The sequence below is a fragment of the Streptomyces sp. NPDC005485 genome, assembly GCF_040606085.1.
Lineage (GTDB): Bacteria > Actinomycetota > Actinomycetes > Streptomycetales > Streptomycetaceae > Streptomyces.
This window is the reverse complement of record NZ_JBEXDZ010000125.1, coordinates 16,078-28,630: the sequence shown is the minus strand read 5'-3', so window position 1 is coordinate 28,630 and position 12,553 is coordinate 16,078. Positions and strand designations below refer to the sequence as shown.

The 12,553-nt window shown below is 72.5% G+C and carries 6 protein-coding genes; 5 read left to right on the top strand and 1 reads right to left on the bottom strand.

Features of this window, described 5'->3' with window-relative positions:
- The first annotated feature begins 242 nt into the window (after nt 1-242).
- Nucleotides 243-1,508, top strand: a complete 1,266-nt coding sequence (locus ABZS97_RS32340; protein ID WP_356143503.1) for a cytochrome P450 — start codon at nt 243-245, stop codon at nt 1,506-1,508.
- Nucleotides 1,509-1,519: 11 nt separating this feature from the next.
- The gene (locus tag ABZS97_RS32335) at nt 1,520-1,717 is read left to right on the top strand and encodes a ferredoxin (RefSeq protein ID WP_356143501.1); all 198 of its coding nucleotides are present in this window, start codon (nt 1,520-1,522) and stop codon (nt 1,715-1,717) included.
- A 167-nt stretch (nt 1,718-1,884) separates the two neighbouring features.
- Here ABZS97_RS32335 and ABZS97_RS32330 read toward each other — a convergent pair whose 3' ends face one another.
- Nucleotides 1,885-2,343, bottom strand: a complete 459-nt coding sequence (locus ABZS97_RS32330; RefSeq protein WP_356143499.1) for an SRPBCC family protein — start codon at nt 2,341-2,343, stop codon at nt 1,885-1,887.
- A gap of 253 nt (nt 2,344-2,596) precedes the next feature.
- Between ABZS97_RS32330 and ABZS97_RS32325 the strand changes: the two genes are divergently transcribed.
- The 3 genes from ABZS97_RS32325 to ABZS97_RS32315 all read left to right on the top strand — a co-directional run bounded on the left by ABZS97_RS32325 (nt 2,597) and on the right by ABZS97_RS32315 (nt 12,550).
- Nucleotides 2,597-3,787: a DUF993 family protein gene (locus ABZS97_RS32325; protein ID WP_356143497.1), complete on the top strand. Its 1,191-nt coding sequence runs from the start codon at nt 2,597-2,599 to the stop codon at nt 3,785-3,787.
- Nucleotides 3,788-3,852: 65 nt separating this feature from the next.
- Complete coding sequence (locus tag ABZS97_RS32320) at nt 3,853-5,271, top strand: FAD-dependent monooxygenase (protein ID WP_356143495.1); 1,419 nt, start codon at nt 3,853-3,855, stop codon at nt 5,269-5,271.
- Nucleotides 5,272-5,464: 193 nt separating this feature from the next.
- A complete protein-coding gene (locus ABZS97_RS32315; protein WP_356143493.1) occupies nt 5,465-12,550 on the top strand; it encodes an SDR family NAD(P)-dependent oxidoreductase in 7,086 nt (2,361 codons plus the stop codon).
- Nucleotides 12,551-12,553: the final 3 nt, after the last annotated feature.

Genomic DNA, 12,553 nt, shown 5'->3' with positions numbered 1-12,553 from the left:
ACACGCTTTCCAACTGTGTTGATGCCTGGCGGGGCTCCGCGTACAGGGGCCTTCAGCCGAAGTCCGGCCGCGTCGCAGCCGCAGTACCAGTCCCGGCGCCGCCGCGCCCGCGGCGCCCACCCCCCCCCCCCCACCGCCCCCGACCCGCACCGACCGACCCGACCCCGCCCCGATCCTGCCCCTGTTTTGCCGGCCGGCCCCGCGCCTGCTCCCATTCCAGCCCCGAGAGGACACCGAACGTCATGTCCGACGTCGCCCAGGCCGAGACCAGTCAGTGCCCGGCCCATGCCACTCCTTCCGCCAGCGACGACAGTGCCGCGCTGGACTTCCCCTTCATCCGCTCCTGCCCGCTCAGCACACCCGACGAGTACGCCCAGCTGCGCCCGCAGCACCCGGCGACCAGGGTCCGGCTGCGGCTGTCCGGCAAGGAGGCCTGGCTGCTCACCCGCTACGAGGACGTGAAGAAGGTCCTCGGTGACCCGGCGATGAGCTCCAACGCCAAGGCGCCCGGCTACCCGCTGCAGTTCGCGGTGCCCGAAGAGGTGCTGCAGTTCGTCAAGTTCCCCTTCTCCGCGCTCGACGCGCCCGAGCACACCACTCAGCGGCGCCTGGTCATCCCCGAGTTCACCGCCCGCCGTATCCAGTCCCTCAAGCCGCGCATCCAGCAGATCGTGGACGAGCGGATCGACGCCATGCTCGCCGCCGGCGGCCCCGTGGACCTGGTCAAGGAACTGGCCGCGCCGGTCCCCTCGCTGCTGTTCTGCGAGATGCTCGGCGCCGACCCGGAGGACATCGACTACTTCCGGCGCTACTCCGAGGTCACCATGAACCGGGACTCCACCCAGGAGGAGATCACGGTTCTCTACACCGAGATGGACGGCTTCCTCGGCCGGCTGATCGAGAAGAAGGAACAGGAGCCGGGCGACGACCTGCTCAGCCGCCTGGTCGTCAAGAACCGCGAGGAGTCCCGCCTCGAACTGGCCGACCTGGTGTCCATCGCCAGGCTGCTGGTGGTGGCCGGCTTCGACACCACCGCCAACATGATCGGCCTGGGCACCCTGGTGCTCCTGCAGAATCCCGAGGTGGCCGACGAACTGCGCGCCGACCCGTCACTGACCCGCAAGGCCGTCGACGAACTGCTGCGCTACCTGTCCATCGCGGACTCCGCGACCGTCCGGGTGGCGAGCGCCGACATCGAGGTCGGCGGGATCACCATCCGCGCGGGCGAGGGCGTCATCGCCAGCAACGGCGCGGCGAACTGGGACGAGACGGTCTTCGACAACCCGCAGGCCCTCGACATCCACCGCGACTCCAAGAACCACCTGGCCTTCAGCTACGGCGCCCACCAGTGCCTGGGCGCCAACCTCGCCCGGGTCCAGCTGGAGATCGTCTTCAGCACGCTGCTGAAGCGGATCCCCACCCTGCGCACGGCCTGCGAGGTCGAGGAGCTGTCGTTCATGCACGGCGGCCACATCTACGGTCTGCACGAACTGCCCGTCACCTGGTGAAAGGACGCGAGATGCGGGTCTTTGCCGACCGCGGGCGGTGCGTGGGCTCCGGCTCCTGCGCGCTCGCGGTCCCCGAGGTCTTCGAACAGAGCAGCACGGACGGCCGGGTGACGCTGGTGTCCGACAGCCCGTCCGCCGAACTGCACGCGGCCACCGAGGAGGCCGCCGACTTCTGCCCGGTGTCCGCCATCACCGTCACCGCGACCTGAGCGGCAGCCGCAGCGTGCCGGCGGCCCGCACCCTTCTTCCCTGAGGAAGACAAAAGGGTGCGGGCCGTCGGCGTGTGCGCGCCCCCGCCGTCCGAGGGCGCGCAGGACACCGGCCGCCCGCGGGGGACGGCGGGCGGCCGGGGATCAGGAGAGGGTGCGCGGCAAGGTCAGGCGGTCTCGACCACCTTGGCCAGCCGCTCCAGCCCCAGCACCAGGTTGGAACTGAGGAACTTGCCGATCGCCTCGCCGACCTCGGCGCTCTGCGGACCGTCGAGGATCGCCGAGTGGGTGATCGTCACACCGCCCTTGCCGTTGTCGACGGCACGCAGGCTGGTGCGCAGGAACGTCTCGTCCTTCACGCCCGACTCGGAGGTCGGCGCCATGCACTCCAGGGTGAAGCCCTCGTTCTCGACGACGTCGACGAGGGTGAAGGGCACCGGCTGCGGGTGGTGGCCCTGCTCCGGGTCCTGCTCGATGACACCCTTGGCGCCGGAGACGAACGGGCCCTGCACACGGATCGTGCTGACGTCGTTGTACCAGTCGCGCCAGGACGGCAGGTCGGTGTAGCGGGCCCACACCGCCGCCGGAGTGGCCTTGGCCTCCACGCTGTGTTCAAACTTCCACATAGTTACCTTCCAACGTCTGACGGCCAGTGAGAACGCGGCGAACCGCAAGCCGGCCGACCGCTATTCCATGAAGTCACAACCGCGCCCGCCGTATCCAGTGCCACGACCCCCTAAGCATTTCCGGCCGAACGCCTCCGCGGGAAACTAGGGGGAGCTGCCGGTGACTTAGGGGGTCGGTCGTCTGGAGTGGCCAAGAGGCGGCTGGATTTAATGAATCGCCAGTGGATTCCAGTGAGGTCTCGGAGCTGAAGCGATGATAAAACTGCCGGAGCCGGACGGTACGCTCACGTCGTACCGGCCCAACCCGTCCCCGCGTGAATTCACCGCGGTGGCCACCCCGTTCCGCAAGCGGTCCATCCTTGCGACGGCACACGTCGTCGGTGATCCGCTGGCCGCCAACGAGCCGTTCGGGCCGCCGGTCGGCCCGCCGCCCGAGCAGCGCCTGGACTGGGACGCCACCCTCGCCTTTCGGCGCCACCTGTGGGCGCACGGCTACACCGTCGCCGAGGCGCTGGACACCTCCCACCGCGGCATGGGCCTGGACTGGCCGGGCGCCGCGGAGCTGATCCGCCGCTCCGGCGCCGAGGCCCGCGCGGTCGGCGGCCGGCTGGCCGCGGCCATCACCACCGACCAGCTCGACCCGTTCGCCCAGCACTCCCTCAAGGACGTCGCCGCGGCCTTCGAGCAGCAGCTGGAGGTCGTCGAGGAGGCCGGCGCGCAGGCCATCATCATGTGCAGCCCGCAACTGGCCGCCGTGGCGCAGGGCCCCGACGACTACGCCGAGGTGTACGGCAGCCTCCTGCGCCAGGCGACCAAGCCGGCCGTCATCCACTGGATCCTGCCCGAGTGGATCCCCTTCCACGCGGGCTACTTCGGCCACCAGGACCTGGACGCCGCCTACGACGCCCTGATCGACCTGGTCAAGCAGCACCCGGACAAGGTCGACGGCGTCAAGCTCGCCCCGTTGAGCGTGGAGCGCCAGATCGAGCTGCGCCGCCGCCTGCCGCAGGGCGTGCGCTTCTACACCAGCGACACCGACGCCTACCCCGAGCTGCTGCTGGGCGACGAACAGGGCTTCAGCGACGCACTGTCCCCGGTGTTCGACCCGGTCGCACCGCTGGCCGCGCAGGCGCTGCGCGCCCTGGACGACGGCGACGACGCCGGCGCCCGCGCCCTGCTGGAGGAGACGCTCGTACTCAACCGGCACGTCTTCGCGGGACCGCTGCGCAGCACCCTCTTCTTCAAGACGGGCCTGGTCTTCCTCGGCTGGCTGGCCGGCCACGCGAGCCACTCCCGGATGGTGTGGGGCGAGCAGGCGGCCCGCTCCGTGCCGCACCTGGCGACCGCCTACCGGCTCGCCGACACCCTCGGCCTCTTCCCCGACCCCGCCCTGGCCCAGCGGCGCATGACGACCTACCTCGCCACGTGCGGGATCGACAACTGACCACCCAGCCAACAGCGGCACGCACCGTAGCGAGAACCACCGGCAGTGCAGGAAGGAAGCGCGCAATGACCAGGGCAGTAGTGCTCGGTGGCGGAATGGCGGGGGTGCTCGCCGCGGTCGCGCTGAGCCGATCGGCCGACGCCGTCACCATCGTCGACAGCGATTATTACCCCGACACCCCCGCCCCCCGGCGCGGGCTGCCGCAGGGCCACCACAACCACATGTTCATGCGCGGGGGCGTCGAGGCGCTGGAATCCCTGCTGCCCGGCATCACCGGGGAACTGCAGGCGGCCGGCGCCAAGCGCCGCTCGCTGCCCTCCGGAAACCTGACCCGCTCCGGCGAGGGCTGGTTTCGCCGCCAGCCCAGCTCCGCGTACGTGCTGCTGTGCAGCCGCGACCTGACCGACCACGTGGTGCGCGGCCGGGCCCTGGCAAACGAGCGGATCACCGTGCTGCAGGGCACCCGGGTGACGGGCCTGACCGGCAGCGCCGAGCGGGTCACCGGGGTCCGTATCCAGCCGGCCGGCGAGGACGAGCAGACCCTTGACGCCGACCTCGTGGTGGATGCCACCGGCCGCCGCTCCAAGGCCCCCGACTGGCTCGCCGCCCTCGGCGTGCCGGCGGTCTACGAGGAGGTCGTGGACGGCGGATTCGCCTACGCCAGCCGGGTGTTCGAAGCACCGCCCGGCCTGCGTGAGGACTTCCCCGGCGTGCTCATCCAGGCCCAGGCCGGCACCGGCAAGCCCGGCCGCGGCGCGGCGCTGCTGCCCAACGAGGGCCGCCGCTGGATCGTCACCCTCTTCGGCACCCGCGGCGCCGTGCCGCCCACCGACGAGGAGGGCTTCGTGGAGTTCGCGCGCGCCACCCGCCACCCGGTCATCGCCGAGCTCATCGACAAGGCCCGGCCGGTCTCCGAGATCCGCCCCTACCGGGGCATGGCCAACCGCCGCCGCTACTACGAGAAGCTGCCCGTCCCGGAGGGCTTCCTCGCCACCGGCGACTCGCTGATGGCACCCAACCCGAACTACGGCACCGGCATGTCCCAGGCCGCCCGCCAGGCCGTCGCCCTGCGCGAGACGCTGCGCCGCCACCGCGGCCTGCGCCCCGGCCTGTCCCGCAAGGCCCAAAAGGCCCTCGCCAAGATCGCCGTCGCACCGTGGATGGCGGCCACCACCCAGGACCACTTCTTCCCCGACGTGCAGTCCAACGCCAAGCGCCGCCCCAGCCCCTCCCAGCAACGCCTCAACGAGCGCATCACCAAGGTCGCCGCGGAGAACGGGCGGGTCGCCGAGGCGGTGTTCAACGCCGCCGCCCTGTCCGGCTCACCCCTGGCCATCTTCGCGCCAGCGAATCTGCTGGCCCTGCTGCGCGGCCCCCGCCTGCCGCAATTGACCGCGGCTCAAGCAATAGCCCAGTTCCCCGAATTCGGCGACATTCTGGACGCACCCGCGCAGGAAATCGATCACGCCGTTTCCGGGAACTGATCCCGCTTGTTTCCCGGGTACCCGTCCAGGGTGCCCGGGAATTTTCTCGAAAACCCGGCCCCGGCCCGCTGGTTAGGGGGGCCGGTGACCACCTCTGGGGTTGGCCCCCGGGGACCGTATGAGTAGCGTCGTGGCCGTCCACAGCCACAACAAAATGCAAACAATGCGACACGGAGTCGAGGGGGTGGCCCGAGTGGGCGCTGAGGAATTCTCGGGGGTGATTCCGTGGATCGTCTCGGGAAAGAGCGCGAACGCGCTGCGGGCACAGGCCGACAAGCTGCACACACACCTGAGCGAGCGGCCCGGGCAGCGCCCGGGCGACATCGGCCTGTCACTGGCCACCACCCGCGCCCAGCTCGGGCACCGCGCGGTGGTGCTCGGCACCGACCATGACAGCCTGCTCACCTCCCTCGCCTCCTTCGCCGCCACCGGCACCGGAGCCCTGGCGGTCAGCGGCGCGGCGGGCGGCGGCGAACCGCGGACCGTGTTCGTCTTCCCCGGCCAGGGCTCGCAGTGGGAGGGCATGGCCGTCGAACTGCTCGACCAGTCACCGGTGTTCGCCGCCCAGCTGACCGCCTGCGCCCAGGCGCTCGCCGAGTTCGTCGACTGGGACCTCATCGGCGTCCTGCGCGGCCAACAGGGCCAGCCCGGCCTGGAACCGGTCGACGTCGTCCAGCCGGTGCTGTGGGCCGTGATGGTCTCCCTCGCCGCCCTGTGGCGCTCCTACGGCGTCGAACCCGCCGCGGTCGTGGGCCACTCCCAGGGCGAGATCGCCGCCGCCACCGTCGCCGGAGCGCTCTCCCTGCAGGACGGCGCCCGCGTCGTCGCCCTGCGCAGCCGGCTCATCAAACAGCGGCTGGCCGGCAAGGGCGGCATGATGTCCGTACCGCTGTCCGCCGCCGCCACCTCCCCCCGCCTGGCCCGCTGGGACGGCCGCCTGCAACTGGCCGCCGTCAACGGCACCTCCACCGCCGTCGTCTGCGGCGAGAGCGACGCCCTGGACGAACTGTTCGCCGAACTGACCGAGGAAGGCCTGCGCGTCCGCCGCATCCCGGTGGACTACGCCTCCCACTCCCACTTCGTCGAGGAGATCGAGGACCAGCTCCAGGAGATCCTCGCCCCCGTCGCACCCCGCTCCACCCGGCTGCCGTTCTACTCCACCGTCACCGGCGACCTCCTCGACACCGCCGCCCTGGACGCCGCCTACTGGTACACCAACCTGCGCCGCACCGTCCGCTTCGACGAAGCCACCAAGGCCCTGCTGCGCGACGGCTTCACCCTGTTCGTCGAACCCACCGCCCACCACCTCCTCAAGACCGGCGTACAGGAATCCGTCGACGCCGCCGAGAAACAGGCCGGCGTGGTCGGCTCGCTGCGCCGCAAGGAGGGCGGCCTGCTCCGCTTCGCCACCTCGCTCGCCGAGGCCTGGGTGCGCGGCGCCCCGGTGGACTGGGCCACCTTCTTCGACCACACCGACGCCCGCACCACCGACCTGCCCAGCTACGCCTTCCAGCGCAAGCGCTACTGGCGCAAGGTGCCCACCGTCGGCGGCGGGGTGCCCGACCTCGGCCAGATGGGTGTCGAACACCCGCTGCTGGCCGCCGCCGTGGAGAGCGCCGAGTCCGGCGGGCACGTCTTCACCGGCCGGCTCTCGCTGAGCACCCACCCCTGGCTGGCCGACCACGAGGCACTGGGCACCGTCCTGCTGCCCGGCACCGCCTTCGTCGAACTGGCCGTCCGGGCCGGCGACCAGGCCGGCTGCGCCACCCTGGACGAACTGACCCTGCACGCCCCGCTGGTGCTGCCCGAACGCGGGGGAGTGGCCCTGCAGGTAGCGCTCGGCGCCCCCGACGGCCAAGGCGCCCGCCCGCTGAGCATCCACTCCCGCGCCGACGGCGAGGACCAGCCCTGGACCCGCCACGCCTCCGGCACACTGAGCGCGCAGCCCTTCGACGCCGGCGTCGACCTCACCCAGTGGCCGCCCCCCGGCGCCGAGCCGATCGGCCTGGACGGCGCCTACGACCGCCTCTTCGGCCGGGGCTACGCCTACGGCCCCGTCTTCCAGGCCCTGAGCGCGGTGTGGAAACGCGGCGAGGAAGTGTTCGCCGAGGTCACCCTGCCCGAGCAGGCACACGGCGACGCCCAGGCCTTCGGCCTGCACCCGGCCCTGCTGGACGCCTGCCTGCACGCCGAACTCGTCGCCGCCCAGGACACCCACACCACAGAAACGGTCCTGCCCTTCGCCTGGACCGGCGTCCAGCTGCACGCCGTCGGCGCCACCGCCCTGCGCGTCCGCCTGCTCACCGACGCCCGCGGCAACACCCGCCTGGACGCCGCCGACGCCGGCGGCAGCCCCGTCATCAGCGTCGAGTCCATCGTGGCCCGCGCCGTCCAGGCCGGCCAGCTCGAAACCGCCGGGCAACGCCGCGAACTGCCCTACCGCCGCACCTGGAGCGCCCTGCCGCTGGACGCCACCACCCCCCAGGCCGCACCCGTCCACGTCCACAGCCTGGACGACCTCGACCCCACGCAGCCCGTCCCCGCCCTCGTGGCCCTCGAACTGCCGGCACCCGACGCCCAGAACACCCCCGACGCCGTCCGCGCCACCGCCCACCGCGCCCTGCACCTCGTGCAGAGCTGGCTGGGCGAGGACCGCTACGCCGACGCCCACCTGGCCGTCATCACCCACGGCGCCGTCACCGCCCCCGACGACCACACCGCACCCGACCTCACCCTCGCCCCCGCCTGGGGCCTGCTGCGCGCCGCACAGGCGGAAAACCCCGGCCTGATCACCCTCGCCGACCTGGACGACACCGACGCCTCCCGCCAGGCCCTGCCCGCCGCCCTGGCCACCGGCGAACCCGAACTCGCCCTGCGTGACGGCACCCCCTACGCCCCCCGCCTCACCCGCACCACCGACACCGACGCCGACACCGCGGCCGGGTCCAGCGCACCCGACCCCGAGGGCACCGTCCTGATCACCGGCGGCACCAGCGGCCTGGGCGCCCTCCTCGCCCGCCACCTCGTCACCGAGCACGGCGCCCGGCACCTGCTGCTCACCAGCCGGCGCGGCGCCGACGCCCCCGGCGCCACCGAACTGCACGAGAGCCTCACCGCCGCCGGCGCCACCGTCACCCTGGCCGCCTGCGACGTCGCCGACCGCGACGCGCTGGCCCGCCTGCTCGCCACCATCCCCGACGCCCACCCCCTCACCGCCGTCATCCACGCCGCCGGCGTCCTCGACGACGCCACCGTGGCCGCCCTCACCCCCCAGCGCCTCGACACCGTCCTGGCCCCCAAGGCCGACGCCGCCTGGCACCTGCACGAACTCACCGCCGACTGCGACCTGAAGCTGTTCGCCCTGTTCTCCTCCGCCGCCGGCACGCTCGGCGCCGCCGGACAGGCCAACTACGCCACCGCCAACGTCTTCCTCGACGCGCTCGCCGCCCACCGCCACGCCGCCGGGCTGCCCGCCACCTCCATGGCCTGGGGCCTGTGGGCCGAGGCCACCGGCATGACCGGCGACCTCGACGAGGCCGCCACCGAACGCCTGCGCCGCCAGGGCTTCCCCGCCATGACCACCGCCGAGGGCCTCGCCCTGTTCGACCAGGCACTCACCCTCGACGACCCGCTGCTGCTGCTGATCCGCCTCGACCTTGCCGCCCTGCGCGCCCAGGCCGGCGCCGGCAGCCTGCACCGCATCCTCGGCGAACTCGTCCGCGTCCCCGTCCGCAAGACCGCCACCGCCGGCGCGGCCGGCGGCTCGCTGGCCGACCGGCTGGCCCGGCTGCCCGAACCCGAGCGCGACACCCTCCTGCTCGACCTCGTCCGCTCACACGTCGCCGACGTCCTGGGCCACGACTCCGCCGACGCCGTCGAAGCCGACCGCGCCTTCAAGGAACTCGGCTTCGACTCCCTGACCGCCGTCGAACTGCGCAACCGGCTCAGCGCCACCACCGGCCTGCGCCTGCCCGCCACCCTGGTCTTCGACCACCCCACCGCCCGGGCCGCCGCCCAGCACCTCAAGGCGACCGCACTCGGCGCCACCACCCCCGCCCCCGCCCCCCTCACCACCCAGGCCGCCGCCGACGAGCCGATCGCCGTCGTCGCCATGGCCTGCCGCTACCCCGGCGGCGTGCACAGCCCCGAGGACCTGTGGCGACTGGTCGCCGACGGCGCCGAAACCGTCGACGCGTTCCCCACCGACCGCGGCTGGGACCTCGAGGGCGTCTACCACCCCGAACCCGGCACCCCCGGCCGCACCTACACCCGCTCCGGTGGATTCCTCTACGACGCCGCCGACTTCGACGCCGAGTTCTTCGGCATCAGCCCCAACGAAGCCCTCGGCATGGACCCCCAGCAGCGCCTGCTGCTGGAAACCTCCTGGGAGATCTTCGAACGCGCCGGCATCGACCCGGCCGCCCTGCGCGGCAGCCGCACCGGCGTGTTCACCGGCGCGATGTACCACGACTACGCCAACTCCCGCGCCACCGGCTCCATCAACTCCGGCCGCCTGTCCTACACCTACGGCCTGGAAGGCCCCGCCGTCACCGTCGACACCGCCTGCTCCTCCTCCCTGGTCGCCCTGCACCTGGCGATCCAGGCCCTGCGCTCGGGCGAATGCACCCTCGCCCTGGCCGGCGGCGTCACCGTGATGGCCACCACCGAGGTCCTCGTCGAATTCGGTCTCCAGCAGGGCCTGTCCCGCGACGGCCGCTGCCGCTCCTTCGCCGAGGACGCCGACGGCACCGGCTTCGCCGAAGGCGTCGGCCTGCTCCTGGTGGAACGCCTCTGCGACGCCCGCGCCCACGGCCACCCCGTCCTCGCCGTCATCAAGGGCAGCGCCGTCAACCAGGACGGCGCCAGCAACGGCATCTCCGCCCCCAACGGCCCCGCCCAGCAGCGCGTCATCCGCCAGGCCCTGGCCAACGCCGGGCTCCAGACAGCCGACGTCGACGTCATCGAGGCCCACGGCACCGGCACCACCCTCGGCGACCCCATCGAGGCCCAGGCCCTGCTCGCCACCTACGGCCAGGACCGCCCCGCGGAGCGGCCGGTCTACCTCGGCTCCATCAAGTCCAACATCGGACACACCCAGGCCGCCGCCGGCGCCGCCGGACTCATCAAGGCCATCGAGTCGATCCGGCACGGCATCCTGCCCAAGACCCTGCACGCGGACACCCCCTCCCACAAGGTGGACTGGACCCAGGGCAACCTGCAGCTGCTCACCGACGCCCGCGACTGGCCGGCCGGCGACGCACCCCGCCGCGCCGCGGTCTCCTCCTTCGGCATCAGCGGCACCAACGCCCACGTCATCGTCGAACAGGCACCCCCCGAGCCCGCCGAAGCAACCACACCTGCGTCCCCCGACACCGGCGAGAGCACCACCGGCGCCCTGCCCTGGCTGCTGTCCGGCCGCACCCCGCAGGCCCTGCGCGGCCAGGCCGCCAAACTCGCCGCCTGGCTCGCCACCCACCCCGACGCCGACGCACCGGACATCGCCCACACCCTCGCCGTCGAACGCACCGCCTTCGAACACCGCGCCGCAGTACTCGCCGAAGACCGCGAACAGGCCCTGCGCGCCCTCACCGCCCTGGCCGAGGGCGACCTCCCCGCCACCGCCGTACGCGACCGATCCCGCACCTCCGGCCGCAAACTCGCCTTCCTGTTCACCGGACAGGGCGCGCAGCGCATCGGGATGGGCCGTGAACTGCACGCCGCCCACCCGGTGTTCGCCGACGCCTTCGACGCCGTACTGGCCGAACTGGAACCGCTGCCGCTGCGCGAAGTCATGTGGGGTGAGGACGCCGAACGGCTGAGCCGTACGGAGTTCACCCAGCCCGCCCTGTTCGCCCTGGAAGTGGCGCTGTACCGGCTCCTCGAATCGTGGGGCGTCAAGCCCGACTACCTGGCCGGGCACTCCATCGGCGAGTTCGCCGCCGCGCATGTCTCCGGGGTCCTGTCCCTGGCGGATGCCGCGAAACTCGTGACCGCGCGGGGCCGGTTGATGCAGGCCCTGCCGGAGGGCGGCGCGATGGTCGCCCTGCAGGCCACCGAGGACGAGGTACGCCCCCTGCTGGCCGACGGCGTGGGCATCGCCGCCGTCAACGGACCCACCGCGGTGGTCGTTTCGGGTGTGGAGGCGGAAGCGCTGCGGATCAAGGCGCACTTCGAGGCGGAAGGCCGCAAGACCACCCGCCTGAAGGTCTCCCACGCCTTCCACTCCCCGCTCATGGAACCGATCCTCGACGACTTCCTCACGGTGGCCCGGGAACTGACCTACGCCACCCCCACCATCCCGATCGTCTCCACCGTCACCGGCCTGCTCATCGACGCCGACGAGATCGCCACCCCCGAGTACTGGGTCCGGCACATCGGCGCCACCGTCCGCCACGCCGACGCCGTCGCCCAGCTGGCCGCACAACACGTCGGCACCTTCCTGGAGATCGGCCCCGACGCCGCACTGACCGCGACCGGCCCCGACTGCCTCAGCGGCCGCGAAGAGACCGACGCCGTGTTCGTGGCCACCCTGCGCCGAGGCCGCGAAGAACGCCGGGAACTGGCCTCGGCCCTCGCACTGGCCCACTGCCGCGGCACCACCGTGAACTGGACGGCGTACTTCGTCGGACACCCGGCCCGCCGGACCGAACTGCCCACCTACGCCTTCCAGCACCGCTCCTACTGGCTCGCCGAGACCGGCGGCGATGGCGTCGTCGTCATCGGCACCGCCGGCGCCCCCGAGCAGGAGGACGCCGACACCGGGCGCTGGCAAGAGATCCTCGCCCTGCCCGACGGCGAGCGGGAACGGGCCGCCCTGGCCCTGGTGCGCAACCAGGTCGCCGCGGTCCTCGGCCACGAATCGGCCGACGCCGTCGAAGCCGACCGCGCCTTCACCGAACTCGGCTTCGACTCCGTGGCAGCCGGCGAACTCCACAAGCGCCTCACCCGCCTCACCGGACAAGGACTGCCGGCCACCCTCGCCTTCGACCACCCCAACTCCCAGGCAGTGGCAGCCCTGCTGCTCCAGACGGACACGGCGGCCGGGACCGGAGCGGCCCATTCACTCCTCGCCGAACTCGACCGCCTCGAAACGGTCCTGTCGACCGCCCCCGAACTCAACGGCGACACCACCCGCGTCACCACCCGGATCGAGGCCCTGCTGCGTGCCTGGCGCGACACCCGGGACACGGCCGCCGAACAACAGCCACAGGACGACCTCACCACGGCCACCGACGACGAGCTCTTCCAGGCACTGGACAACCTCGAGATTGGTTCATGAGCG

What these genes read in the sequence shown, in the direction of transcription:
- ABZS97_RS32320 (WP_356143495.1), top strand. Translation starts at nt 3,853, where the DNA reads ATGACCAGGGCAGTAGTGCTCGGTGGCGGAATGGCGGGGGTGCTCGCC.
- ABZS97_RS32340 (WP_356143503.1), top strand. Translation starts at nt 243, where the DNA reads ATGTCCGACGTCGCCCAGGCCGAGACCAGTCAGTGCCCGGCCCATGCC.
- ABZS97_RS32325 (WP_356143497.1), top strand. Translation starts at nt 2,597, where the DNA reads ATGATAAAACTGCCGGAGCCGGACGGTACGCTCACGTCGTACCGGCCC.
- ABZS97_RS32330 (WP_356143499.1), bottom strand. Translation starts at nt 2,343, where the DNA reads ATGTGGAAGTTTGAACACAGCGTGGAGGCCAAGGCCACTCCGGCGGCG.
- ABZS97_RS32335 (WP_356143501.1), top strand. Translation starts at nt 1,520, where the DNA reads ATGCGGGTCTTTGCCGACCGCGGGCGGTGCGTGGGCTCCGGCTCCTGC.